Source organism: Micromonospora sp. Mcm103, assembly GCF_024519755.1.
In the GTDB taxonomy this organism is placed as follows: Bacteria; Actinomycetota; Actinomycetes; order Mycobacteriales; family Micromonosporaceae; genus Micromonospora; species Micromonospora aurantiaca.
Genome location: NZ_JALJRJ010000002.1, coordinates 422,692 through 447,186, shown reverse-complemented (window position 1 = coordinate 447,186; position 24,495 = coordinate 422,692). Strand labels below are relative to the sequence as shown.

Here is a 24,495-nt window from a genome sequence, read left to right as displayed (position 1 = left end):
CCCCCTAGACCGTCCCGGTGGTGGCCGGTGGCCGCGGCGACGTGGGCGTACCGTCCCGGTCCTGGTCCAGCCACATCCGCTGCAACATGTGCCAGTCTTGCGGATGCCGGGCGATGCCCGCCGCCAGACCGTCGGCAATCCGCTGCGTCACCGCGCGCACCCGCTCGTCGAGCGGGGCGCTGTCCGGGTCCGGCAGCGGCAGCGGGCCGTCGATGGACGCGCACGCCGCGTCCGGTTCGTACCACATCGAGGCCACGTAGAGCGGGGCGCCGGTGCGGATGGCCAGCAGCGCCGGCCCGGCCGGCATCCGGGTCCGGCCGCCGAAGAAGTCCACCTCCACGCCCCGGGCGGACAGGTCCCGGTCGGCGAGCAGGGGCACCACGTAACCGGCACGCAGCCGGTCCACCAGCACGTCGAACGCCGGACGCGGGCCACCGCGGTTGGGCAGGATCTCCATCCCCAGCCCTTCCCGGAACCCGACGAACCGCTCGTAGACGCCGTCCGGGAGCCGCTCCGCCACCGTGGTCATCGGCCAGCCGGTGGCCGCCACCCAGGCGCCCGCGGCGTCCCAGTTGCCGGCGTGCGGCAGCGCCACCACGGCGCCCCGCCCGGCCGCCACGTCGGCGGCGAGCAGTTCCTGCCCGTCCAGGCGGAACCCGGCGAGGATCTCCGCCCGGCTCAGGCCGGGCAGCCGGAACGCCTCCATCCAGTACCGGGCGTACGAGCGCAGCCCGTCGCGCACCAGCACGTCCAGCTCCGCGTCGGACATCCGAGGGCCGACCACCCGGCGCAGGTTGGCGCGCAGTCGACGCGTACCCCCGCCGTCCTTGCGGTGGGCGCGGTCGGCGCCCGCCCGGAAGGCCGCGGCCGCGACGGGCCGGGGCAGCGCCCGGATCAGGCGCCAGCCCGCGACGAAGCCCGCCTCGGTGAGATTCACTCGACGCCGACCTGCTGGGCCTGGCGGTACACGTGGGCCATCCGCTGCCCCACTGTGAAGATCGAGACGGCGGCGAGCAGCCAGAGCGCGATCTCCAGCGCGGGACGCACGCCGACGCCGGTGAGCAGGCCGCCGACGCCGACGATGAGCAGCCGCTCGGTGCGTTCGGCGATGCCCACGTTGCAGGTCATCCCGAGCCCCTCGGCGCGGGCCTTGACGTAGGAGACCAGACCACCGGCGGCCAGGCAGATCAGCGCCGCCGCCACGCCCGAGTAGTCGTGCTCGGTGGCCAGCCAGTACGCGACCGCGCCGAACACCGCGCTGTCGGCGATCCGGTCCATGCTCGAGTCGAGGAACGCCCCGAACCGGGTGGACCCGCCGCTCATCCGCGCCATCGTGCCGTCGAGCAGGTCGGTGAGGGCGAAGACCGTGACGATCAGCGCACCGGCGACCAGATGGCCGCGCGCGCCGAAGCCGAGCGCGCCGACGAGCACGCCGGCGGTACCGGTCACGGTGACCGCATTGGGGGACACGCCCGCACGCAGCAGCGCGCGGGCGACCGGCTCCACGACGCGGGTCATGCCCGCGCGGGCCGTCACTTGGAAGATCTTCGCCATGGCGGTCCCACGATAACGGCCCGCAACCGCCGGGGACACAGCCGGGCGTACGACCCGCCCGGCGGCCCTTGTGCGGGCACCCGCGCGGGTGTGAGATCGAGCCAGGAGGTGAGCCAGTTCACCGGAGCACCGGTCCGCGTTCCCGTCCAGCAGGAGATCACCGGAAGATATCGCCGCGGCGCCCGTCCCGGGTCCGCTCCCCCGTCGCCCGCGGCGGTCGCCACCACCACCGGTTGAGGGAGGTGCGCCGCGATGGCGCAGAAGAACGAGAAGGGTGTCACCGGCGGCGCGCCGGTGGTGACCGAGCCCGGCAGGGTTCGCAACGTGGTGCTCGTCGGGCACTCCGGCGCCGGCAAGACGACGCTCGTCGAGGCGCTGCTGGCCGCCAGCGGCACGATCGGCCGGGCCGGCGCCGTCACCGAGGGCACCACCGTCTGCGACCACGACCCCGCCGCCGTACGCCAGCAACGCTCGGTGAGCCTGGCCTGCGCCCCGCTGACGCACCGCGACGTCAAGGTCAACCTGCTGGACACCCCGGGGTACGGCGACTTCGTCGGTGAGCTGCGCGCCGGGCTGCGCGCCGCCGACGCGGCGCTGTTCGTGGTCTCCGCCGTCGACGGCATGGACGCCGCCACCGCCGCCCTGTGGGAGGAGTGCGCCGCCGTCGACATGCCCCGGGCCGTGGCGGTCTCCCGGCTGGACCACCCGCGCGCCGACTTCGACGAGGCGGTCGCGCTGTGCCAGCGCGTCTTCGGCGACAACGTACTCCCGCTCTACCTGCCCATGCTCGGCGACGACGGCGAGTCGGTGGCCGGGCTGATGGGGCTGATCACCCGCCGGGTGTACGACTACTCCGACGGGCTGCCGGCGGCGGTGCGCGAACCGGACCCGCAGCACCTGCCGGCCATCCAGGAGTCCCGCGACGAGCTGATCGAGGGGATCATCGCGGAGAGCGAGGACGAGACCCTGATGGACCGCTACCTCGGCGGCGAGGAGATCGACCCCGAGGTGCTCATCACCGACCTGGAGACCGCCGTCGCCCGCGGCCACTTCTACCCCGTGGTGCCGGTGTGCGCGGAGACCGGCGTCGGCCTGGACGCGCTGCTCGACGGCCTGGTCGCGGCGTTCCCGTCGCCGCTGGAGCACGACCTGCCCGCGGTCACCGGCGTGGACGGCTCGCCCCGCCCGCCGCTGACCTGCGACCCGGACGGCCCGCTGGTCGCCGAGGTGGTCAAGACGACAGTCGACAGGCACGTCGGGCGGGTCTCGCTGGTGCGCGTCTTCTCCGGCACGCTCCGCCCCGACCAGGTGATCCACGTGTCGGGACACGGCATGGCCGAGCGCGGCCACCCCGACCACGACGCCGACGAGCGGGTCGGTCACGTCTACAGCCCGCTCGGCGCGACGCTGCGCGAGGTGGCCGCCTGCGTCGCCGGTGACCTGTGCGCGATCACCAAGTCGGGCAGCGCGGAGACCGGCGACACCATCTCCGCCAAGGACGACCCGCTGCTGATCGCGCCGTGGGAGATGCCCGAGCCGCTGCTGCCGGTGGCGATCACGGCGCGCAGCCGGGCCGACGAGGACGCGCTGGCCCGCAACCTGTCCCGGCTGGTCGCCGGCGACCCGACGCTGCGGCTGGAACGCAACGCGGAGACCCACCAGCTGGTGCTCTGGTGCATGGGCGAGGCGCACGCCGACGTGGTGCTCGACCGGCTGCGCGGCGGCGGCGTCGAGCTGGACACCGAGCCGGTCCGGGTGCCGCTGCGCGAGACGTTCACCGCCGCCGCGCGCGGGCACGGCCGGCACGTCAAGCAGTCCGGCGGCCACGGCCAGTACGCGGTCTGCGACATCGAGGTGGAGCCGCTGCCCCGGGGCTCCGGCTTCGAGTTCGTCGACCGGGTGGTCGGCGGCGCGGTCCCGCACAACTACATCCCGTCGGTGGAGAAGGGCGTCCGGGCGCAGATGGAGCGCGGCCTGGTCGCCGGCTACCCGGTGGTGGACCTGCGAGTGACGCTGGTCGACGGCAAGGCGCACAGCGTCGACTCCTCCGACGCGGCGTTCCAGACCGCCGGCGCGCTGGCGCTGCGCGACGCCGCCGAGAAGGGCCAGCCGGCGCTGCTGGAGCCGGTCGACGAGATCACCGTACGGGTGCCCGACTCGTCGGTCGGCGCGGTGATGGGCGACCTGTCGGGGCGGCGCGGCCGGGTGCTCGGCACCGAGCCGGACCCGGACGCCGAGGGGCGGACGCTGGTCCGCGCCGAGGTGCCCGCTACGGAGCTGCTGCGATACGCGGTAGAGCTGCGCTCGATGACGGCGGGCACCGGCACGTTCCGGCGCGAGTTCGCCCGCCACGAGCCGATGCCCGCCCACTTGGCCGACCAGGCCCGCAAGGAGTCCACCACCCACTGACCCCGCCCCAGTCCCCGCCTCGGCCCCGCGATCTTGCACTTGCGGCCTTCGCAAATGGGGCATTCCCGGCATCAGGGGGGGGTCAGGGGCGGACGGCGGGGACCGGGGGCATCGGCCAGTGGGGGCGGTCGGCGTCGCGGAGGGCGGCCGAGCGTACCGCCGCCAGTTGCCGCTCCACCTCGGCGAACTGGTCCGGCGCGAGCGGGCCCCGGGCCAGCGCGGCCGCGTTCTCCTCGACCTGGGCGACGGTACGGGCACCGGGGATCGGCACGGCCCGGTCGCTGCGCGCCCAGATCCACCCGATCGCCCCCTGCGCCAGGGTGCGCCCGTCGGCGGTCAGCGCGTCGCGCACGGCGGCGACCCGGCGCAGCCACTCCGGGGCGGGCCGGCCGCTGCGGAACCACTCCAGCCAGGTCGGCCCGAGTCCGCGTACGTCGTCGCGGGGCAGCGTGGACTCCGGCGTGTACTTGCCGGTGAGCAGACCCATCCCGAGCGGCCCCCGGGCCAGGCCGGCGAGATCGTGCTTGTCGCAGGCGTCGAGCATGGCCGGGGCGTCCCGCAGCACCGACAGCGCGTGCTGCACGGCGGCGGCACCGCGGGCGACCTGCGCGAACGCGGCGGCCCGGTCGGCCCGGTCGGTGCTCCACCCGTACGCCCGGATCAGGCCGGCGCCGACCAGGTCGTCGAGCGTGCCGATGAGCGCCTCGGCCCGGGGCAGCGGCAGGTCGCCCAGGTGCAGCTGGTAGAGGTCGATGCGGTCGGTGCCCAGCCGGCGCAGCGAGTCGGTCACCGCCCGGCGCAGGTAGTGCGGCGAGGCGTTCTCGCCGGTGGCCTGCCGGGTGCGCTCGTCGAACGTGTAGCCGAACTTCGTGGCGATCACCGCCTCGTCACGCCGGCCGGCGAGCGCCCGTCCGAGCACCCGCTCGCCGTGGCCGGCGCCGTACGTGTCGGCGGTGTCGAACAGGGTGACGCCGAGGTCGAGCGCGCGGCGGATCGCGCGTACCGACTCGTCGTCGTCGACCCGGCCCCAGCCCAGCGGGCGGGCGCCCTCGGCCCACGGGCCGCCGATCGCCCAGCACCCCATGCCGAGGGCGCTCACCTCGATGCCGCTGCGCCCCAACTGTCGCTTGTCGACTGCCACCGCCGCATCCTGTCATCTCCCCGGCGACCGCGGGCCGGTTCGCAGCCGGAGAGTCCGGCCGCAATCACTCCGCGTGACGCCAACCGGTGGACGATCGTGGCGAAGCGATATACCTCAGAGTCATGAATATGCCTCTGAGGCATATCGGTGCGAGGCCGTCCCTTCGATCCGGCCTCCGACGCAGAAGGCCGCCCGGCGAGCCGTCAGGGCGCGTAGGCCAGCAGCACCGGCTCGTCCTGGCCCGACCAGGTGCCGGTGAGCCCGCCGGAGCCCGGCACCTCGGCCGGTACGGGCCGCCGGACCACCGCCAGCTCGACGTCCCCGACCTGGACCACCGTCACGCCACCGTCACCCGAGGCGGCCGAAACCGGACCGGCCGAAACCGGACCGGCCGAAACCGGACCGCTCGGCACCGGGCGGCCGGTCCGGCTGCCGGTCAGCGTCATGCTCGCCGGGCGCACCTCGCGCTTCCCGTCGACCTCGAAGTACTCCTCGGCCTGCCCGGCGTCGGCGAGCACGGCGGCGGCCAGCAGCGGCGGGTACACCGGGTCGCCGCAGGCGTCGTACACCCAGCGGCGGCCGAGCACCGAGTGCTCGACGAGGCCCACGAAGAAGTCGTCAGCCCCGGCCAGCGGCGCGCCCCGGTACGTCAGCGGCACCTGGAGCACCGGGCCGTCACCGGCGCGCACGAGCAGCGTCTCGACGCCCACCTCGCCGGCCGGGTCGTCGAACCGGTACGCCGCGACGCGGGTGACCGGCGCGCCGGTCTCGCCGGCGAACCACTGCCGGCCGGGCAGCCAGCCGGCGAGCAGCTCCAGTTTCGAGGGGTGCAGTTCCGCGCGGTGCAGGAGAGCCATGCGCAAGATCGTACTGTCGGGGCGGGCCCCCGTCAGGCCGCCGCCCACGCCTTGGCGAGCAGTTCCCGGGTGTCGGCCAGCAGCTGCGGCAGCACCTTGGTGCGGCCGATCACCGGCATGAAGTTGGCGTCGCCGCCCCAGCGCGGCACCACGTGCTGGTGCAGGTGCGCGGCGATGCCCGCGCCGGCCACGCCGCCCTGGTTCATGCCCAGGTTGAAGCCGTGCGCGCTGGAGACGTGCCGGACCACCCGCATGGCGGCCTTGGTGAACGCGGCCAGCTCGACCGTCTCCGGCTCGTCCAGCTCGGTGTAGTCGGCCACGTGCCGGTAGGGGCAGACGAGCAGGTGCCCGGGGTTGTACGGGTAGAGGTTGAGCACCGCGAACACGTGCTCGCCCCGGGCCACCACCAGAGACTCCTCCGGCGGCAGGCCGGGCGCGAGGCAGAACGGGCAGCCGGCCGGCTTCTCGTATCCGCCCTCGGGCCGGTCCTCGCCGGAGATGTAGGTCATCCGGTGCGGCGTCCAGAGCCGGTCCAGCCCGTCCGCCAGACCGTTGTCGCCGCCGTACCCGGTGTCCCGCTCCGCCCCTGTCACACAGGCGATCCTACGATCCGGGCCGCTCGGCGGCAGGACCGGCGTTGGTGCGCGACTCCACCACCTCGCGGACGTGCGCCACCGCCTCGTCGATCGGTACGCCGTTGCGCTGCGAGCCGTCCCGGTAGCGGAACGAGACGGTACCGGCGGCCACGTCGTCGTCCCCGGCGATCACCATGAACGGGATCTTCTGCTGCTGCGCGTTGCGGATCTTCTTCTGCATGCGGTCGTCGCCCAGGTCGACCTCGGCCCGGATGCCGTGCCGGCGCAGCGTCGCCGCGAAGTCGACCAGGTAGTCACCGTGCTCGTCGCGGATCGGGATGCCGACCACCTGCACCGGCGCCAGCCAGGCCGGGAACGCGCCCGCGTAGTGCTCGGTGAGCACGCCGATGAACCGCTCGATCGACCCGAACTTGGCGCAGTGGATCATCACCGGCTGCTGGCGGGTACCGTCGGCGGCCTGGTACTCCAGCCCGAAGCCCTTGGGCTGGTTGAAGTCGTACTGGATGGTCGACATCTGCCAGGTCCGGCCGATCGCGTCCTTGGCCTGCACGGAGATCTTCGGGCCGTAGAACGCCGCGCCGCCCGGGTCCGGCACCAGTTCCAGGCCGGTCTCCAGCGCGCACTGCTCCAGCACGGCGGTGGCGGTCGCCCAGTCGGAGTCGGAGCCGACGAACTTGTCCGGCTTCGACTCGTCGCGGGTCGACAGCTCCAGGTAGAAGTCGTCGATGCCGAAGTCACGCAGCAGGCTGAGCACGAAGCCGAGCAGGTGCTTGATCTCCGACGGCGCCTGCTCGCGGGTGCAGTAGGAGTGCGAGTCGTCCTGGGTGAAACCGCGCACCCGGGTCAGGCCGTGGATGACGCCCGACTTCTCGTACCGGTAGACCGTCCCGAACTCGAACAGCCGCAGCGGCAGCTGCCGGTAGGAGCGCCCGCGCGACCGGTAGATCAGGTTGTGCATCGGGCAGTTCATGGCCTTGAGGTAGTAGTCGCTGCCCTCCATCTCCATCGGCGGGAACATCGTGTCCTTGTAGTAGGGCAGGTGTCCCGAGGTGTGGAAGAGACCTTCCTTGGAGATGTGCGGCGTGCCGACGTAGTCGAAGCCCTCCTCGACGTGCCGCGCCCGGACGTAGTCCTCCATCACCCGCTTGAGCACGCCGCCCTTGGGGTGGAAGACCGGCAGGCCGGACCCGATCTCGTCGGGGAAGCTGAACAGGTCGAGGTCCGCGCCGAGCTTGCGGTGGTCGCGGCGGGCGGCCTCCTCCAACAGCTTCAGGTACGCCTTGAGCTCGTCCCGGGTCGGCCACGCGGTGCCGTAGACGCGCTGCAGCTGCGGGTTCTTCTCCGACCCGCGCCAGTACGCGGCGGCCGAGCGCATCAGCTTGAACGCGCCGATCAGCCGGGTGTTCGGCAGGTGCGGGCCCCGGCACAGGTCCGACCAGCAGACCTTGTCCTCGTTCGCCGCGAGGTTGTCGTAGATGGTCAGCTCGCCGCCGCCCACCTCCATCACCTCGGAGGAGTCCAGCCCCTCCCCCTTGACCTCGATCAGCTCCAGCTTGTACGGCTCGGCGGCCAGTTCGGACCGCGCCTCGTCCAGGTCGGCGAACCGGCGGCGGCGGAACCGCTGGCCGGACTTGACGATCTCCTGCATGCGCTTCTCGAGCTTGGTCAGGTCGTCCGGCTGGAACGGCTTGTCCACGCCGAAGTCGTAGTAGAAGCCGTTCTCGATCGGCGGGCCGATGCCGAGCTTGGCGTCCGGGAAGACGTCCTGCACGGCCTGGGCCAGCACGTGGGCGGTCGAGTGGCGCAGCACGTTCAGCCCGTCCGGGCTGTCCAGCGTGACCGGCTCGACCGCGACCTCCTCGGCCGGGCGCCAGTCCAGGTCGCGGAGCTGGCCCTGCGGATCGCGGACCACCACGATCGCCTTCGGCCCGCTCATCGGCAGGCCGGCCGCGGCCACCGCGTCGGCCGCCGTGGTCCCGGCGGCGACGACGACGGGGTCGGCCACGACGGGGGTACGGGGTGCGGACACGGTGACTCCTGTCGTCGACGGTACGGAAGGGCCGGTGACCGGCCCCTGCGATGCTATCGGTCGCCCGGACCCGGACCGCCGCCGACGCCGGTGCCCGCCTCCGGCGAGTTCCGTGCCGGGTTGAACCTTTTCGCCCCGCCGCCCGAACTACCAGGTGGGGCCGGAGCCGGTACCGGCCCCTGTCGAGAAGGATGGGGACGACCATGAGGATGACCCGTCAGGGCCGGTGGGCGGCGGCGTCGCTGGCGGCCGTACTCGCCGGGGCGGTGGGCTGGCCCGCCGCGGCGAACGCGGCCGGGGTGACCGTCACGACCTCGCCCGCCCAGGTACGCCAGGGCGACGCGATCGAACTGTCCGTGCTGGTGCCGGCGGACAAACCCGGCACCCGGACCACCCGGATCGAGCTGACCATGCCCGCGGACGCCCCGATCGGCGAGGTGTACCCGCTGTCGGTGCCGGACTGGGCGCCCACCATCACCACCCGCACGCTCGACCAGCCGGTCCCCGGCATGCACGCGGCCGAACTGAACCAGGTGACCCACTCGGTGAGCTGGCTGCGGATGCCCGGCACCGGCACCGGGGCGGCCCGGCTGCCGCTGGGCATGGGACCGATGCCCGCCACCGACCGGCTCACGTTCACCGTGACGCAGACGTACGACGACGGCAGTGTGGTCCGGTGGGCGGACCCGGCGGGTGGCGCGCACCCCGCGCCGACGGTCGACCTGCTGCCGCCGCTGCCGGGCACCGTGACGCACGACGACGGCGCCGGTACGAGCGGCGGCGCGCACGGCGGTCACGGCGCGCCGGGCGCCCTCGGCCGGGCGCAGGATGGCGCGCAGGGCGGCACGGCACCGGCGGCCGGGGCTGCCGACGACGGGCCGAGCGCCGACCTGCTGCTCGGCGGTGGCCTGCTCGCCGGGCTGGCCGGTGGCGCGGCGATCGGCTGGCTGCTGAGTCGCCGCCGGCGCGACACCATGACCCTCCCGGAAGACAGCCCTACCCCGGACGACAGCCTTTCCCCCGACGCGCCCGCCACCACCGAGCGCCCGGACGCGGACAACCGCTCCGACTCCCCCGAGCGTGCCCCCGCTCCCGCCGCCGACACCCCGGCACCCGATTCGCTCACTGGAGACCCGGCACCGGATTCCCCGGATTCGGGGAGCGCCGCGGACCCGCTCGGCGAGCCCGTCCCCGCTGGTGGTGCACGCCGGAGCGCATGATCGACTCCACTTCGCCGAGGTGGCTGCATCCCACCCCCGCCGACCCCGCCACCTCGCCGAGCTGGCGCGCACCCTGGTCACCACCGACCGTGATCCACACCTGCTCGGGGAGGTTGCGGCATCACGCACCCTCGACCCCGCCACCTCCCCGAAGTGGCCCGCGTGCCGGTCGAAACGAACGGAAGTACGGGCGGTCAGGCGGGGGCGGTCAGCCAGCCGGGGAGTGGCTCGCGGGCGGTCAGCCAGCCCTCCGGCACGCCGCCCGGCGCGCCCACCCCGGTGTACGCGGCCACGATCCCGCCCACGATCGCGGCGGTGGTGTCCACGTCGCCGCCCGCCTCCACGCAGACGCGGATCGCGGCGGGGTAGTCGTGCAGCAGCGTGGCGGCGACCCAGAGCGTGAACGGCACGGTGTCCTGCGCGGTGACCCGGGAGCCGTTGCCGAGCGCGTCGGCCGCCGCGGCGGCGGAGTGACCGAGCAGCGCGGCGGCCCGGCGTACCCCGCGGTGCACCTCACCGGCCGGGTCGAGCGTCCCGGCGACGGCGGTGAGCAGCCGGGCCGGGTCGGGCCGGCCGCCGTCGAGGCGGGCGCGGGCGGCGAGCGAGGCGGCCACCGCGACGGCCACCGCACCGGCGACGCCCTCCGGGTGGGCGTGTGTCACCTCGGCGGAGGCGCGGGCCTGCTCGGCGGCGCGGCGGGTGGAGTCGGCGTGCCAGGCGCCGAGCGGCGCGACGCGCATCGCGGCGCCGTTGCCGCAGGAGCCCTGCCCGTCGAACGCGGACGCGGCGGCCACCGGCCAGGGCGTGCCGGTGCGGATCAGCCGCAGCACCGTCACCGTGCCCGGCCCGTACCCCCGGTACGGCTCGCAGCGCTGCGCGAACGCCAGCGCCAGCCGGTCCCGGTCGATGCGGCCGCCGGCGGCCAGCTCGGCCACCACCGAGCACGCCATCTCGGTGTCGTCGGTCCACTCCCAGGGTGGTTCGGGCAGCCGCCCGGCGGCGAGGTCGTCCGGGTGCCGGCCGGGGACGAAGAACTGGGAGCCGAGGGCGTCGCCCACCGACAGGCCGGCCAGCGCGTCGCGGGCGAGCGTGAGGCGGGTGTCGGGGAAGAGCGTGAACGTCATCGCCGTCCCAGCTTGCCCGCTTCCCCGGACCGCCGCAACGCGACCGGCTTGCCACGCCGAGTACGGTGCTGACGTGGCAACCGTCCTGCTGGTCGAAGACGACCACGTCGTGCGCGGCGCCATGCTGCGGTCGCTGACCGACCGGGGGCACGCGGTGCACGCCGTCGGCACCGCGCTGGACGCGCTGCGCCGGGTCGCCGCGGAGACACCGGACCTGGTGGTGCTCGACCTCGGTCTGCCCGACCTGGACGGCTCGGACGCGCTGCGCATGCTGCGCGGCATCACCGACGTGCCGATCATCATCGCCACCGCCCGCGACGACGAGCAGTCGGTGGTGCGGCTGCTGCGCGCCGGCGCGGACGACTACATGGTCAAGCCGTTCACCGGGGCGCACCTGGACGCCCGGATCACCACCGTGCTGCGCCGGGCCGGCCGGGCCAGCCGTACCGTCGCGCCTGCCGTGCACACGGTCGGCGGCCTGCGCGTCGACGTGGGCGAGCGCAGCGCGGTGCTGGACGGGGAGGCGCTGGCGCTGACCCGCAAGGAATTCGACCTGCTGGCGTATCTCGCCGCGCGTCCCGGCCGGGTAGTGTCCCGGCGGGAACTCTTGGAGGAGGTATGGCGGCAGCCATCGGTCGGCGAGGACCAGACCATCGACGTTCACCTGTACTGGCTCCGCCGCAAAATGGGCGAGTCCGCGGCGAAGCCGCGCTACCTGCGCACCGTGCGGGGGGTCGGCTTCCGGCTGGTGGCGCCGGACTGAGGTTCAGCCTCGCCGGGCTCACCGCGGGGCTGTGCGGCCTGATCGCGCTCGCCTTCCTCATCCCGCTCGGGCTGACCCTCGCCGACCGGACCCGGGAGGCGGAGCTGGCCGACGCCGCCCGCCGGGCCGCGCTGGTGACCGGCGCGCTGGCGGTCAGCACCGACACCGCGACGATCGAACGGGCGGTGGCCGCCGCGGCCGGTGACGATCCGGCCATGCGCCCGGTCGTGCACGGCATCGGCGCGGACGAGTCCGCCGGTCGCGCCGACCCGCGGGTGCTCGCCGAGGCGGCCGCGCAGCGGCAGTCGGTGGTGACCGAGGTGGACGGCGGGGTGCTGCGGCTGGACCCGGTGGTGCTCGGTGACCGGGTCGCCGTGGTGGAGGTGTTCGTCCCCGACGAAGTGCTCGACTCCGGGGGCGGCGGGCGGTGGCTGCTGCTGTTCGCGATCGGCCTGGCGCTTGTCGGCGCGGCGGTCGCAGTGGTCGACCGGGTGGCGGCGAGGGCCGTGGACGCCACCGGCGACCTGGTCAAGGCGGCGCTCGCGGTGGGCGACGGCGAGCTGGGGGTACGGGTCGAGCCGACCGGCCCGCGTGAGCTGGCCGAGGCCGGGCACGCGTTCAACCGGATGACGGAACGGCTGGTGGCGCTGCGTGCCGACGAGCACGAACTGGTCGCCGACCTGTCGCACCGGCTGCGTACGCCGCTGACCGCGCTGCGGCTGGACGCCGAGGCGCTGGAGTCCGACGACACGAGCATCGGCACGTTCAGCGAGGCGGAGCTGGACCGGCGACGCGGCATCCGGCGGATCCGGCAGGCGATCGTCACGCTGGAGGGCGAGGTCGACCAGCTCATCAAGACGACCCGCAAGGCGGTCGCCCAGGAGTCGGCGCCGGCGTCGTGCGACGTGAGCGAGGTGGTCCGGGACCGGATGGTCTTCTGGTCGGCGCTGGCCGGTGACCAGAACCGGCCGCACCGGGTGGTCGGGGCGCAGTTCCGCATCCCGGCGCCGGTGCCCCGCGCCGAGCTGGCCGCCGCGCTGGACGCGGTGATCGGCAACGTGTTCCGGTACACGCCGCAGGGCACCGCGTTCGAGGTGGCGGTGAGCCGCCGGGACGGCTGGGTGGCGATCCGCATCGACGACGCCGGGCCGGGCATCGCCGACCCGGACCGGGCGCTGCGCCGGGGTGAGAGCGACAAGGGCTCGACCGGGCTCGGGCTGGACATCGCCAAGCGGGTCGCGTTGCAGGCGAACGGTTCGGTGAGCATCGACCGGGCCCGGCTCGGCGGGGCGAGCGTGGTGATGCTGCTGGCCGACCCGGATGCGGCACCCCGGCAGGTGAACCGGTTCGGGCTGGTCGGGCGGATGGCCCGGGAGGCCCGCGAGCCGCGTGCCGGGCGGCGCTGGCCGCGCCCGCGCTGACCGGTGACTGTGTACGGGCGCAAGTTCTCCTTAAAGGTGGTTTAACGACGGCCGGAAAACCGGCGTGAACTGCCAGGATCGCTGACAGAACCCATCAGTTCCGTCGGCCGGGACGCCCCGTAAGACCTTCCGGCCGACGGATCATGCGCGCGGCGGGAGTCCGGTCCCCCCACACCTCGCTCCCGTCGCGCGCGCTCTCCCGTCGATCCCGGGCGCGAGGTGACCGTCATGCCACCGGCCGTCAGTCGTCTGCTCCGCTGGGCCGCCGTCATCGGCCTGGGCATCGCGCTCACGCTCGCGGTCTGGCAGGACCCGGTGCTCGCGTACGGGCCCGTCCGGCCCGCGCCCGCCGCTCCCGGTCCCACCGTCGCGCTCACCGTGCTCGCGCTGTCCGCGATGCTGCTGACCGCGCGGCGCCGGCCGCCCCGGGGATCCCGGCGGCCGGCACCGGTACGGCCGCTCAGCGCGCCGCGCTCCCCAGGTACGCGTCGATCTCGGCGGTGATCCGGGCCTGCTCGGCCGGCGTCAGGAACGCGGCGGCCACCGCGTCGCGGGCCAGCGCGGCGACCCCGTCCGGGCCGAGCCGCAGCAGCCGGGCGGCCACCGCGTACTCGTCGTTGAGCGTGGTGCCGAACATCGGCGGGTCGTCGGAGTTGATGCTGACCGGCACGCCGGCCTCGACGATCCGGGGCAGCGGGTGCGCGTCCAGGCTGGGCACGGCACGGGTGCGCACGTTGGACGTCGGGGAGATCTCCAGCGGGATCCGCCGCTCGGCGAGGTAGGTCAGCAGCGCCGGGTCCTGCGCGGCGGAGATGCCGTGGCCGATCCGCTCGGCGCCCAGCTCGCGCAGCGCGTCCCAGATCGTCTCCGGGCCGGTGGTCTCGCCGGCGTGCGGCACCGAGCGCAGCCCGGCGGCCCGCGCCTGGTCGAACCAGGGCTTGAACTGCGGCCGGGGCACCCCGATCTCGGGGCCGCCGAGGCCGAAGCTGACCAGCCCGTCGGGTCGTTCGTCGAGCGCGATCCGCAGCGTCTGCTCGGCGGCCGGCAGGCCGGCCTCGCCGGGGATGTCGAAGCACCAGCGCAACGCGATGCCGAAGTCGGCCTCGGCGCGCTTGCGGGCGTCCTCGATCGCCTCGCAGAACGCCGGCGCCGGGATGCCGCGGTTGACGTGCGAGTACGGCGTGACGGTCAGCTCGGCGTAGCGGACCTGCTGGCGGGCCAGTTCCCGGGCGACCTCGTGGGTGAGCAGCCAGACGTCGTCGGCGTCGCGGATGAGGTCCACCACGCTGAGGTAGACCTCGATGAAGTGGGCGAAGTCGCGGAACGCGAAGTAGTCGGCGAGCGCCTCCGGGTCGGCCGGGACGGGGCTGCGCCCCTCGTGCCGGGCGGCCAGCTCGGCGACGATCCGGGGCGAGGCCGAGCCGACGTGGTGCACGTGCAGCTCCACCTTGGGCAGTCCGGCGATGAAGGTGGGCAGGTCGGTCACGAGTTCTCCTCTGCGCGGGCGCCGGTGCGGGCCACCATGAAGATCCGGCGGAACGGGAAGTACACCTGACCCTGCCGCACCGGGTACGCCTGCGCGAGCCGTACCCCCAGCTCGGCGCGGAAGGCGGCCCAGCCGGCGGCGTCCAGCGCGGCGCGGACCGGGCGCAGCGCGGTGCCCTCCATCCAGGCCAGCACCGGGTGGTCGGCGCCGGAGGCGGGCAGCAGATGCACGTACGTAGTCTCCCAGGCGTCGACCGCGCAGCCCGCGTCGGTCAGCAGCGTGGCGTACCCGACCGGCTCGTCGACGGGGGCCTCGCGCAGCTTCCCGGCGAGCGCGTCGCGCCACCGGTCCTGCGCGGCGACGGAGCGCAGCAGCCGGTGTGACGGTGCGTCGAAGTTGCCGGGTACCTGGAACGCCAGCCAGGCGCCGGCCGGCAGCGCGCCCGCCCAGCGGCGGAGCAGGTCGCGGTGTTCCGGCACCCACTGGAGCACGGCGTTGCCGACCAGCACGTCCACGTCGGGCTCCGGCTGCCAGTCGCGGACGTCGGCGACCGCGTAGCCGACCGGTCCGCCCTCGGCGGTCGCCCGGGCGATCATCTCCGGGGAGGAGTCCAGGCCGGTGACTCGGCTGCCGGGCCAGCGGGCGGCGAGCGTGGCGGTGAGGGTGCCGGGGCCGCAGCCGAGGTCGACCACGGCGCGCGGGTGCTCGGCGCCGACGCGGGCCAGCAGGTCGTGGAACGGCCGGGAGCGCTCGTCGCCGTAGCGCAGGTAGGTACGCGGATCCCACATGGCAGCCTCCAAACCGTACGTACGTCTTGTTAGACGGTACGGCCCGGCGCGCGCCACGGCAAGCCGCTCACTAGGCTCGACCGGGTGGAACAGCGCAGCTTCGACCGGCTCGGCCGGCACGTCGGCATCATCGGACTCGGCGCGTGGCAGCTCGGCGCGGACTGGGGCGAGGTCAGCGAGGACGCGGCGCTCGCCGTCCTGGCCACCGCCGTCGACGCGGGCGTCACCTTCCTGGACACCGCCGACGTGTACGGCGACGGCCGCAGCGAGGCCCTGATCGGCCGGTTCCTGCGCGCCCGCCCCGGGCACGGGCTCACCGTCGCCACCAAGATGGGCCGCCGGGTGGAGCAGACGCCCGAGGCGTACACCCTGGACAACTTCCGGGCCTGGACCGACAGGTCCCGGGCCAACCTCGGCGTCGACACGCTCGACCTGGTGCAGCTGCACTGCCCGCCCACCGCCGTCTTCGCCGACGACCGGGTCTTCGACGCGCTCGACACGCTCGTCGCCGAGGGCCGCGTGGCCGGGTACGGCGTCAGCGTGGAGACCTGCGACCAGGCGCTCACCGCCATCGCCCGGCCCGGTGTGGCGAGCGTGCAGATCATCCTCAACGCGATCCGGCACAAGCCGCTGGAGCGGGTGCTGCCCGCCGCCGCTGCCGCCGGGGTCGGGATCATCGCCCGGGTGCCACTGGCCAGCGGCCTGCTCTCCGGGCGGTACGACGAGAACACCACCTTCCCGGCGAACGACCACCGCACGTTCAACCGGCACGGCGAGTCGTTCGACGTCGGCGAGACGTTCTCCGGCGTGGACTACGACAGCGGCCTGGAGGCGGTACGCCGGCTCGCGCCGCTGGTCGGCGACGACCGCACGATGGCGCAGTTCGCGCTGCGGTGGGTCCTCGACCAGCCCGGCGTGACCGTGGTGATCCCCGGCGCCCGCTCCCCCGAGCAGGCACGGCGCAACGCCGAGGCGGCCGGGCAGCCGGCACTGACCGAGGTGGAGCTGGCCGCGGTGCGGGCCACATACGACGAGCTGATCCGCCCGCAGGTGCACGACCGGTGGTGAACCGGCCGCGCGGCGCGGCGTCGCCGGGCACCGGCGGCGGGCATGCTGGAGCGGGACTGTCGTCGGAGGGGGAACGATGAGGGGTTGGTTCCGGCTCACCCTGGGGCTGCTCGCCGTGGTGATCGGTGCGTTGTGGACGGTGCTCGGCCTCGGCTACGTCGAGGGCAGCGTCATGAGCGACCAGCGGATCTGGGCGATGGTCGGCCCGGTGCTGGTCCTGTTCGGACTGGCCGGGCTCTGGTGGGGCATGCGGGCGCGACGCCGCTGAGGCGCGGCAAGGCGAAGCCCCGCCTCCCGTACGGGATGCGGGGCTTCCGGCACCGGCCGGCGCGGCCGGTGCGGTCAGCTCAGATGGGGCGGACCTGCTCGGCCTGCGGACCCTTCTGACCCTGGGCGATCTCGAACTCCACCCGCTGGTTCTCCTCCAGCGTGCGGTAGCCGCTGGTCTGGATGGCCGAGAAGTGGACGAACACGTCAGCACCCCCGCCGTCGACGGTGATGAAGCCGAAGCCCTTGTCAGCGTTGAACCACTTCACGGTTCCCTGCGCCATGTGTATCTCCTTCTAAAACTGGCGGCCGAGCACGCCGTGCGGCCGATTGGCCGTTTTCGAGCAGCGGTGCCTGAGGCGGCCCCCAATGCAGGAGACTTCTCTCAACCCACGCGTCTCTCAACAGCGTGAGAAAGCAAACCACGTACGCAAAAACTTCGCACAGCCTAGCGGACGAAATTCTCCGACATGTGACCTGAAGGTCGCGCGGACGGCGCTGCGCGGCCCCGCCGGAGCCATGCGAAAGGCCCCCTCCCCGCGCTCGGGAAAGGGGCCTTTCCGGCCTTTTCGTCAGTCCGGCCAGCGACCGGTCAGCCGGCGTACACCCACCGCCCCGCCCCGGTCGACGGCGGCCCGCACCACCGAGAAGATGGCCCCCTGCAGGGCCGCGGCGGCCAGCACCTCGCCCCAGCGGCGGTCCTCGTCGGTGGCGCTCGGCGCCTCGCCGTCGCCCGCCGTCACCTTCCAGACCTGACGGAAGATCGCCCCGGCGACGGCACCGGCGGCCAGGCCGAGCAGCACCCCCACCGGCTTGTACGCCGCCTTGCCGACCCTGCCGCTCACCTGCGCCTCCCTCGGACGATCACCAACACCACCGCGGTCACCAGCGCGCCGGCCGCGATGGCCGCCCACGGCAACGGGTTGCGCCCGACCGCCTCACCCTTCTCGTACGCCTGCGCCCGGACCAGCCGGGCCCGCTGGGCCGCCCGCCCGCGCATCCGCGCCTTCGCCGCCTCGGCGGAGTGCCGTACCAGCGCCTTCGGATCGGCCCTGGCCGCGAGCAGCTCCATCGTCTCACCGAGCTCCACCCGGGTCCGGCGGATCTCCTCCCGGAGCGCCGCCACGTCCCCGGTCCCGTTACCGGTCATGCCCGCCTCCCGTCCTTCACCGCGGCGGTGACCGTGTCGACGTCCGCCCGCACGCTGCGGACCGCCGCCTCAGGCACCGGCGGGACGGCACGGCTGACCTGCTTCTTGCCCACCAGCGCCAGGATCCCGGCGAGCAGGAACAGCGCCACCGCCACGATCAGGGCGGCCAGCCACGCCGGCATGACAAGCGCCAGCAGCAGGATCACGGTGGCGACCAGGGCGCCGGCGCCGTAGAGCGCCATCACCCCGCCGCCGCCGAACAGACCGATGCCGATCCCGGCGTGCTTGCCCTTCTGGGTCAGCTCCGCACGGGCCAGGGCCAGTTCGTCCCGCACCAGGCGGGTGACCTGCTCCGTGGCGCGCTGTACCAGTTCGGCGGTGGACGGCTCGCTCCCGGTCCGCGACGTGCTGCGACTCGCGACGTCAGCCATGCTGTCCTCCTTTCGTCATCACCGCGCTGTATGCCCGGAGTCGCCGCCCGTCAATCCTGCGCGGAGCAGCCGGTCCGCCCGGCCACGCGCCGCCGGAATCGGGTGCCGGGCACCGGATCCGGGGCGTGCGCACCACGTCCCCCGCAACCGCCCGGCCAAACCCGTCCGGCCGCAAAGCCGCCCGGACGCGGGAACCCCCGGCGCCGCGGGCGGCCGGGGGCTCCGATCGGGTACGGGGTCAGCGACGCGCCTCGGCGTGCTCCTCCCGGCCCACGAACGCCTCACTGCGGGCCTCGCCGTCGTCGCTGCCGCCGAAGACACGCGCGTCGTCGGGCGCCTCGGTGTCGACCGCGCGGCGTACCGGGCGGCGCGGCGGCACCGCCTGCCAGGGCAGCGGGCCGGCGGTGTCGCCCACCTCGGCGCGCAGCCGGGGCAGGGCGGTCGGGCGCTGGTCGCGTACCCAGGTCACCAGGTGCTCGCGGACCAGGCACCGCAGGTCCCACAGGCTGCCCGCGTCGGCGGCGCTGACCAGCGCGCGGACCTTGACCATGCCGCCCGTCGCGTCGGTCACCTGGAGCACGCAGACCCGGCCGTCCCACAGCTCGGTGCCCTCGCACAGGCGGCGCAGCTCCTCCCGCATCGCCTGCACCGGGACGGCCCAGTCCAGCTCGAACTCGGCGGTGCCGAGCACCGCCGCCTCGGTCCGGGTCCAGTTCTGGAACGGCCGGCTGGTGAAGTACGAGGTGGGCAGGATCAGCCGGCGGTCGTCCCAGATCTGCACCACCACGTAGCTGAGCGTCAGCTCCTCGATCCGGCCCCACTCCCCCTCGACCACCACCACGTCGTCCAGGCGTACCGCGTCGCTGAACGCGAGCTGGAGACCGGCGAAGACGTTGGCGAGCAGGCTCTGCGCGGCCAGCGCGGCGACCGCGGCGATCACACCGGCGGAGGTCAGCACACCGGCGCCGACCCCGCGTACGGCCGGGAACGTCATCAGCATCACGCCGACCGTGAGGATCACGATCACCGCGATGGTCAGCCGGCGCAGCAGCACCACCTGGGTCCGCACCCGGCGGGCGTGCCTGTTGTTCGGCACGTCGACCCGGAACCGGGCCAGCGCGGTGTCCTCCGCCACCACCAGCAGCGAGGCCACCAGCCAGGCGGTGGCGGCGATCGTCGCGAGCACCAGCGTGTGCAGGACGAACTGCCGCCACGGGCTGCCGACCGCGTACGCGGTGGTGAACCGGACCGCGAACTGCACCGCGGCCACGGTGAGGGCGAGCTGGAACGCGCGGTGCGCGTGCTCGGTCAGCTCGGTCATCAGCAGCGAGCGGCGGCCGAGGCGGCGGATGACGCGGTGCACCACCTGGGCCAGCACCAACGCGATCGCCGCCGCGGCGAGCGCGGCGGCGACTGTCACGACGTAACTCTGCACGAACTCTCTCTCCCTCCGACCGGGCGGGAATCGGGCAAAGGCCCAATGGTGCCCGGCGGCCCGGGTATCGACCAGGATCAGACCTTGCGGTACCGGGACTGGAAGAAGCAGTAGACACCGAACGCGGCGATGCCGAGCGCCATGAGCGCCAGCAGCCACGGCCCGTACGACTGGTCGCGCAGCGTCCGCAGGGCGGCGTCGAGGCCACGCGCCTTCTCCGGGTCGTAGTTCACCGCGGCGACGACGACAAGCACGCCGGCGACGGCGAACACGGCGCCCCGGGAGGCGTACCCGGCCATGCCGAGCCGACGGGTGAGCTGGCGGGTCTTCGGGCTCATCTCGCCGGTCTTGAGGTTGCGCTCGAACTTCTTCTTCAGGCCGTAGATCACCATGCCGACGCCGAGCGCGGCGAGCGCGAGCCCGGCCAGCCCGACCAGCCACCGGCCGCCGTCGGAGGCCATCAGCTTCTCGGAGAGCTGCTGCTGCTGGTCGGAGGCGTTGGAGCTGGCGTCCTGGAAGACCTTGATCGCGGTCCAGCCCAGCCAGACGAACACGACGACCCGGACCACCGAGGCGATCCGCTCGAACAGTCGTTCCTTGCCGGTCCTGGACACGTGGCCGGAGATCGCCTCGAAGGCCTGCCAGATCGCCATGGCGAACAGGCCGACCGCCATCGCGATCAGGAGGAACTTCCCGAGCGGCTGTTCACCGAGGGTGCGCAGCGCGCCGTTCTGGTTACCCTCCTCGCCCGAGTTCCCGAAGGCGATCTGCAGCGCCAGCCAGGCGAGGAGCAGGTGCACGATTCCATATCCGATGAAGCCGCCACGGGTCAACAGTTCGAGCCACCGGCTGTTTCGAGCCTGGGCGGCGGTGGCTCCGGCGTTCCGGGTGAGAGACATGAGCCCTCAATCTCCCGGCGGGCGATTTTCCAAACGTCGCCGCCCGCCGGGACGGCCGAAACGGATCAGGCGCTCAGGTCGCGGGCGACCCGCACCACCACCTGCTGATCGTCGACGCTGTCCAGGCTGACCTGGAAGCCGGCGACCTCGGTGGCCTGCTGACCCACGGTGAGCGAGAGCTGTTCCCCGGCGACCTCGACGGTCACCTGGTCGCCCTGGGCGCCGATCAGCTTCGCCTCGACGCCGAGGATCCGGGCGCTGGCCTCCACGCCACGGTCGAAGGTGATCGTGCAGGCGTCCAGACCGCAGTCGGTCTCGGCACCTTCGGAACTGCATCCGGCGAGCAGTGCGGCGCCGAGGGCGAGACCGGCGAGCAGACCGGCGGCGCGGCGGGCGGGGGCGGAGGTGGCGCGTCGGATCGTCACCCGTCCAAGGATAGGCGGCGAACGCCACAGCGGCCTCGCGGGCGGGCGCGGGACGGCCACGCGGGCGGGGCGTCCGGGGTGCGCGCTAGGGTGCCGGAATGGCTTTCGACGTCGCCCGGGTCCGGGCCGCCTACCCTGCCCTGAGCGAGGGATTCGCCCACTTCGACGGCGCCGGGGGCACCCAGACCGCCGCCGCTGTCGTCGAGGCGGTGGCCGGGGCGATGCGCGCCGCGACGGGCAACCGCAGCACCGCCTTCCTGCCCGGCCGCCGGGCGCTGGACCTGGTCGCCGGGGCGCGGGCGGCGGTCGCCGACCTGCTCGGCGCGCAGCCGTCGGGCGTGGTGCTCGGGCCGAGCGCCACAGCGCTGACGTACACGCTGGCCCGGACGCTCGGCGCCGGCTGGCGTCCGGGCGACGAGGTGGTCGTCTCCCGGCTGGACCACGACGCGAACGTCCGCCCGTGGGTGCAGGCCGCGCAGGCGTCCGGCGCCACGGTGCGCTGGGCCGAGTTCGACCCGGCGACCGGTGAGCTGCCCGCCGGCCAGTACGCCGACCTGGTCACCGAGCGGACTCGGCTGGTCGCGGTGACCGCCGGCAGCAACGCGATCGGCACCGTGCCGGACGTGGCGGCGATCGCCAAGACCGCGCACGCCGCCGGCGCGCTGGTGTGCGTGGACGGCGTGCACTCGGTGCCGCACGGCCCGACCGACCTGGCCTCGCTCGGCGCGGACTTCCTGGTGACCAGCGCGTACAAGTGGTCGGGGCCGCACCTGGCGGCGATGGTCGCCGACCCGGCGCGGTGGGAGGCGCTGCGCCCGGCGAAGCTCGTGCCCTCCGCCGACGCGGTGCCGGACCGGTTCGAGTACGGCACGCCGAGCTTCCCGCTGCTGGCCGGGGTGACCGCCGCGGTGGACCACCTGGCCGGCCTGGACCCGGAGGCGACCGGCGACCGGCGGGAGCGGGTACGCGCCGGGCTGGCCGCCGCGCAGGCGCACGAGGAGGCGGTCTTCGACCGGCTGCTCGCCGGGCTGGCCGACCGCCCGTTCGTGACCGTGTACGCCGCACCCGCCCGGCGCTGCCCGACGGTGTCGTTCCGGGTGGCCGGAGCGAGCCCGGCGCAGACCGCGGCGGCGCTGGGCGAGGCGGGCCTGTGCCTGTCGCACGGCGACTACTACGCCTACGAGTACTTCGAGGGCATGGGCCTGCGGGACAGCGGCGGGGCCGTGCGGGCGAGCGTCTACCACTACAACACCGTCGACGAGGTGGACCGGCTGCTGGCCGAACTGGACCGGCTGGCCGGGCCCGGAGGGAGAATGATCCGGTGAGTTTTCTGGTCGAGGAGAACACCGCCGGGCGTCGCTTCGAGATCCTGGTGGACGACGCGCTGGCCGGGTTCACCGCGTACACGCCCCGGGGCGAGACGCTCGTGTTCACGCACACCGAGGTCGACGACCGGTTCCAGGGTCAGGGCGTCGGGGCCGCGCTGGTCCGGGGCGCGCTGGACCAGGTCCGCGCGCGGGGCGGCCGGATCGTGCCGCAGTGCCCGTTCGTGGCCTCGTTCATCGAGCGCCACCCGGAGTACGCCGACCTGGTGGCCGGCAAGCAGTGAGGCCCGGCCCGGCCGGGGGACCTCCCCACCCGGCCGGACCGGGAGTCAGCGTGCCCCGGTCAGCACCTCGGCGGCGGCCCGCGCCGCCGCGGCGGTGGCGCCGTGGGTGGCCAGGTGCACCGCGCCGGTGACCAGCTCGGGCACGCCCAGCTCGACCACCACCGCGTCGGGGCGTACGGCCAGCGCCCGGCGTACCGCGTCCCGCATCCAGTCGTGCCGGTGCAGGTCGCGCACCACGAGCACCAGCGGCCGCCCGGCCGGCGTCGCGCCCGGGTCGGCCGGTACGGCGTCGGCGGCGTAGCGGGCGGTGGTGGTGCCGGGCGCCAGGTGCGCCAGCGGCACGGCGACGCCCCACGGCGTCTCCTCGCCGATGGCGATGTTGCGCGGCGGCGCGAACTCCACCACGTGCGCCGGACCGGCCAGCGGCAGCAGCGCGGCGTCACCGGTGACCCGTACCGCCCGGCGGGCGGCGGCGAGCCCGATCGGTGAGCCGTCGGCCGACGGCGGGCCGGCGATCCGGCGGGCGCGGGCGGCGACGCTCCACGCGGCGAGCTGACCGACCCGCTTGGCCGCCTCGGCGAGCCGCTCCTCGGGCAGTTCCCCGCTGATCACCGCCGCCACGATCGCGTCACGCAGCTCGCGGGCGTCGGCCTCGGTGGCCCGTTCCCCGCCCACGCAGATCGCGTCCGCGCCGGCCACGAGCGCGCGCACCGCGGCGCCGGTGAAGCCGTACCGGTCGGCCACCGCGCGCATCTCGACCGCGTCGGTGACCACCACGCCGCCGAAGCCCATCTCCTCGCGCAGCAGGCCGCCGAGCACGCGCGGGCTGAGCGTGGCGGGCAGTTCCGGGTCCAGCGCCGGCACCAGCAGGTGGCCGGTCATCACCGCCTGCACCCCGGCGGCCACGGCGGCGCGGAACGGGGCCAGCTCGACCGCGTCGAGCCGGGCCCGGTCGCCGCCGATGCGGGGCAGGTCGTGGTGCGAGTCGACCCGGGTGTCGCCGTGCCCGGGGAAGTGCTTGGCGCAGGCGGCGACGCCGCCGGCCTGGAGGCCGCGTACCCAGGCGGCGGTGTGCCGGGCGACCAGCTCCGGGTCGGCGCCGAAGGAGCGCACCCCGATGACCGGGTTGGCCGGGTTGGAGTTGACGTCGGCGTCCGGGGCGTAGTCCAGCGTGACGCCGACGGCCGCGAGTTCGGCGCCGAGGTCGCGGGCGACCTCCTCGGTCAGCGCCGGGTCGTCGACAGCGCCGAGCGCGTAGTTGCCGGGACGGGAACTGCCCCGGGCGGACTCGATCCGGGTGACGTCGCCGGCCTCCTCGTCGATCGCCACGATGACGTCCGGCCGCTCGGCGCGCAGGTTCGCGGTGAGCGTGGCGACCTGCTCGTGGTCGACGACGTTGCGGGCGAACAGGACCACCGAGCCGAGGCCCTCGCCGAGCCAGCGGCACACCCACGGCGGCGGTGTGGTGCCGACGAACCCCGGTTGCAGGACGGCGGCGGCGAGCGCCGCCAGGTCTCCTGTCGATCCCTCGGTCCGCTCGCTCATGTGCTGTCGTACCCCCGTCTCCCCCACGGACCCGCCGGGGCCGGCGGGTGCTGACATGGTCACACCGCACCGCTAAATAGTCAACAATCCTTACTGTTAGCCGCTGGCGCCCCCGGACCTCGCGTGGGAGAGTTCCCACATGTCCGCTCTGCCGCTCGCCGACGCCACCAGCGCCGCCGACATCCCCGGCGTACGCCTGCTCGGCCTGGTGGTCGGCGGCCTGTTCCTGCTGATCGCGATCCGGGCCATGTTCCGCCGCTGATCCGCACCGGGCGGTG

Annotated in this window: 27 protein-coding genes; 10 read left to right on the top strand and 17 right to left on the bottom strand. The window is 74.4% G+C overall.

The window, feature by feature from the left end; translation table 11 throughout:
* Window positions 1-4 precede the first annotated feature (4 nt).
* Window positions 5-937, bottom strand: coding sequence for a phosphatidylinositol mannoside acyltransferase (locus tag OC439_RS04665; protein ID WP_262012354.1), 933 nt, complete (start codon window positions 935-937; stop codon window positions 5-7).
* The gene (gene pgsA / locus OC439_RS04660) at window positions 934-1,554 is read right to left on the bottom strand and encodes a phosphatidylinositol phosphate synthase (RefSeq protein WP_262012353.1); all 621 of its coding nucleotides are present in this window, start codon (window positions 1,552-1,554) and stop codon (window positions 934-936) included. Before pgsA ends, OC439_RS04665 begins: the two co-directional genes overlap by 4 nt.
* Before the next feature lie 252 nt (window positions 1,555-1,806).
* Between pgsA and OC439_RS04655 the strand changes: the two genes are divergently transcribed.
* A complete protein-coding gene (locus OC439_RS04655; RefSeq protein WP_262012352.1) occupies window positions 1,807-3,963 on the top strand; it encodes an elongation factor G-like protein EF-G2 in 2,157 nt (718 codons plus the stop codon).
* 82 nt (window positions 3,964-4,045) lie between these two features.
* On the opposite strand, the gene OC439_RS04650 is transcribed toward OC439_RS04655, so the two are convergent.
* The 4 genes from OC439_RS04650 to thrS all read right to left on the bottom strand — a co-directional run bounded on the left by OC439_RS04650 (window position 4,046) and on the right by thrS (window position 8,586).
* Window positions 4,046-5,104, bottom strand: a complete 1,059-nt coding sequence (locus tag OC439_RS04650; RefSeq protein WP_262012351.1) for an aldo/keto reductase — start codon at window positions 5,102-5,104, stop codon at window positions 4,046-4,048.
* A 203-nt stretch (window positions 5,105-5,307) separates the two neighbouring features.
* Complete coding sequence (locus OC439_RS04645) at window positions 5,308-5,961, bottom strand: CG0192-related protein (RefSeq protein ID WP_262012350.1); 654 nt, start codon at window positions 5,959-5,961, stop codon at window positions 5,308-5,310.
* Window positions 5,962-5,993: 32 nt separating this feature from the next.
* Window positions 5,994-6,554: an HIT family protein gene (locus tag OC439_RS04640; protein WP_410054887.1), complete on the bottom strand. Its 561-nt coding sequence runs from the start codon at window positions 6,552-6,554 to the stop codon at window positions 5,994-5,996.
* 10 nt (window positions 6,555-6,564) lie between these two features.
* A complete protein-coding gene (gene thrS / locus OC439_RS04635; protein ID WP_262012349.1) occupies window positions 6,565-8,586 on the bottom strand; it encodes a threonine--tRNA ligase in 2,022 nt (673 codons plus the stop codon).
* A gap of 203 nt (window positions 8,587-8,789) precedes the next feature.
* Here thrS and OC439_RS04630 point away from each other — a divergent pair, with 203 nt between their 5' ends.
* Complete coding sequence (locus tag OC439_RS04630) at window positions 8,790-9,806, top strand: YcnI family protein (protein ID WP_262012348.1); 1,017 nt, start codon at window positions 8,790-8,792, stop codon at window positions 9,804-9,806.
* Between the two features lie 194 nt (window positions 9,807-10,000).
* Here OC439_RS04630 and OC439_RS04625 read toward each other — a convergent pair whose 3' ends face one another.
* Window positions 10,001-10,930, bottom strand: a complete 930-nt coding sequence (locus tag OC439_RS04625; protein WP_262012347.1) for an ADP-ribosylglycohydrolase family protein — start codon at window positions 10,928-10,930, stop codon at window positions 10,001-10,003.
* Window positions 10,931-11,003: 73 nt separating this feature from the next.
* On the opposite strand from OC439_RS04625, the gene OC439_RS04620 reads away from it, so the two are divergent.
* From OC439_RS04620 to OC439_RS04610, 3 genes are all read left to right on the top strand, one after another.
* The gene (locus OC439_RS04620; protein WP_013285422.1) at window positions 11,004-11,693 is read left to right on the top strand and encodes a response regulator transcription factor; all 690 of its coding nucleotides are present in this window, start codon (window positions 11,004-11,006) and stop codon (window positions 11,691-11,693) included.
* A gap of 29 nt (window positions 11,694-11,722) precedes the next feature.
* Window positions 11,723-13,114 (top strand): sensor histidine kinase, encoded by a 1,392-nt coding sequence (locus OC439_RS04615; RefSeq protein ID WP_262012418.1) that lies wholly within the window; start codon window positions 11,723-11,725, stop codon window positions 13,112-13,114.
* Between the two features lie 228 nt (window positions 13,115-13,342).
* Complete coding sequence (locus OC439_RS04610) at window positions 13,343-13,618, top strand: hypothetical protein (RefSeq protein ID WP_262012346.1); 276 nt, start codon at window positions 13,343-13,345, stop codon at window positions 13,616-13,618.
* Here OC439_RS04610 and OC439_RS04605 read toward each other — a convergent pair.
* On the bottom strand, window positions 13,575-14,600 hold the full coding sequence (locus tag OC439_RS04605) for an adenosine deaminase (protein ID WP_194801027.1): 1,026 nt from the start codon (window positions 14,598-14,600) through the stop codon (window positions 13,575-13,577). The two genes, OC439_RS04610 and OC439_RS04605, sit on opposite strands and share 44 nt — an antisense overlap.
* The gene (locus OC439_RS04600; protein WP_262012345.1) at window positions 14,597-15,388 is read right to left on the bottom strand and encodes a trans-aconitate 2-methyltransferase; all 792 of its coding nucleotides are present in this window, start codon (window positions 15,386-15,388) and stop codon (window positions 14,597-14,599) included. Before OC439_RS04600 ends, OC439_RS04605 begins: the two co-directional genes overlap by 4 nt.
* A gap of 84 nt (window positions 15,389-15,472) precedes the next feature.
* On the opposite strand from OC439_RS04600, the gene OC439_RS04595 reads away from it, so the two are divergent.
* Window positions 15,473-16,456, top strand: coding sequence for an aldo/keto reductase (locus OC439_RS04595; RefSeq protein ID WP_262012344.1), 984 nt, complete (start codon window positions 15,473-15,475; stop codon window positions 16,454-16,456).
* A 76-nt stretch (window positions 16,457-16,532) separates the two neighbouring features.
* Window positions 16,533-16,724 (top strand): hypothetical protein, encoded by a 192-nt coding sequence (locus OC439_RS04590; protein ID WP_262012343.1) that lies wholly within the window; start codon window positions 16,533-16,535, stop codon window positions 16,722-16,724.
* Between the two features lie 79 nt (window positions 16,725-16,803).
* Here OC439_RS04590 and OC439_RS04585 read toward each other — a convergent pair whose 3' ends face one another.
* From OC439_RS04585 to OC439_RS04555, 7 genes are all read right to left on the bottom strand, one after another.
* The gene (locus OC439_RS04585) at window positions 16,804-17,007 is read right to left on the bottom strand and encodes a cold-shock protein (RefSeq protein ID WP_007075740.1); all 204 of its coding nucleotides are present in this window, start codon (window positions 17,005-17,007) and stop codon (window positions 16,804-16,806) included.
* Window positions 17,008-17,295: 288 nt separating this feature from the next.
* Window positions 17,296-17,568: a DUF4235 domain-containing protein gene (locus OC439_RS04580; RefSeq protein ID WP_013285416.1), complete on the bottom strand. Its 273-nt coding sequence runs from the start codon at window positions 17,566-17,568 to the stop codon at window positions 17,296-17,298.
* The gene (locus tag OC439_RS04575) at window positions 17,565-17,873 is read right to left on the bottom strand and encodes a DUF3618 domain-containing protein (RefSeq protein ID WP_262012342.1); all 309 of its coding nucleotides are present in this window, start codon (window positions 17,871-17,873) and stop codon (window positions 17,565-17,567) included. Before OC439_RS04575 ends, OC439_RS04580 begins: the two co-directional genes overlap by 4 nt.
* Window positions 17,870-18,304 (bottom strand): phage holin family protein, encoded by a 435-nt coding sequence (locus OC439_RS04570; RefSeq protein WP_013474843.1) that lies wholly within the window; start codon window positions 18,302-18,304, stop codon window positions 17,870-17,872. Before OC439_RS04570 ends, OC439_RS04575 begins: the two co-directional genes overlap by 4 nt.
* Window positions 18,305-18,542: 238 nt before the next feature.
* Window positions 18,543-19,739, bottom strand: a complete 1,197-nt coding sequence (locus OC439_RS04565; RefSeq protein WP_262012341.1) for a mechanosensitive ion channel family protein — start codon at window positions 19,737-19,739, stop codon at window positions 18,543-18,545.
* 77 nt (window positions 19,740-19,816) lie between these two features.
* On the bottom strand, window positions 19,817-20,638 hold the full coding sequence (locus OC439_RS04560; RefSeq protein WP_262012340.1) for a DUF1206 domain-containing protein: 822 nt from the start codon (window positions 20,636-20,638) through the stop codon (window positions 19,817-19,819).
* A gap of 65 nt (window positions 20,639-20,703) precedes the next feature.
* Window positions 20,704-21,063, bottom strand: coding sequence for a hypothetical protein (locus OC439_RS04555; RefSeq protein WP_262012339.1), 360 nt, complete (start codon window positions 21,061-21,063; stop codon window positions 20,704-20,706).
* 98 nt (window positions 21,064-21,161) lie between these two features.
* On the opposite strand from OC439_RS04555, the gene OC439_RS04550 reads away from it, so the two are divergent.
* Both OC439_RS04550 and OC439_RS04545 read left to right on the top strand, forming a co-directional pair.
* Window positions 21,162-22,388, top strand: a complete 1,227-nt coding sequence (locus OC439_RS04550; RefSeq protein WP_262012338.1) for a cysteine desulfurase-like protein — start codon at window positions 21,162-21,164, stop codon at window positions 22,386-22,388.
* Window positions 22,385-22,672 (top strand): GNAT family N-acetyltransferase, encoded by a 288-nt coding sequence (locus OC439_RS04545; RefSeq protein ID WP_262012337.1) that lies wholly within the window; start codon window positions 22,385-22,387, stop codon window positions 22,670-22,672. The genes OC439_RS04550 and OC439_RS04545 overlap by 4 nt, the downstream gene beginning before the upstream one ends.
* 45 nt (window positions 22,673-22,717) lie before the next feature.
* On the opposite strand, the gene OC439_RS04540 is transcribed toward OC439_RS04545, so the two are convergent.
* Window positions 22,718-24,217: a glycoside hydrolase family 3 protein gene (locus tag OC439_RS04540; RefSeq protein ID WP_262012336.1), complete on the bottom strand. Its 1,500-nt coding sequence runs from the start codon at window positions 24,215-24,217 to the stop codon at window positions 22,718-22,720.
* A gap of 139 nt (window positions 24,218-24,356) precedes the next feature.
* Here OC439_RS04540 and OC439_RS04535 point away from each other — a divergent pair, with 139 nt between their 5' ends.
* A complete protein-coding gene (locus OC439_RS04535) occupies window positions 24,357-24,479 on the top strand; it encodes a hypothetical protein (RefSeq protein WP_013285408.1) in 123 nt (40 codons plus the stop codon).
* The last annotated feature ends 16 nt before the right edge of the window (window positions 24,480-24,495 follow it).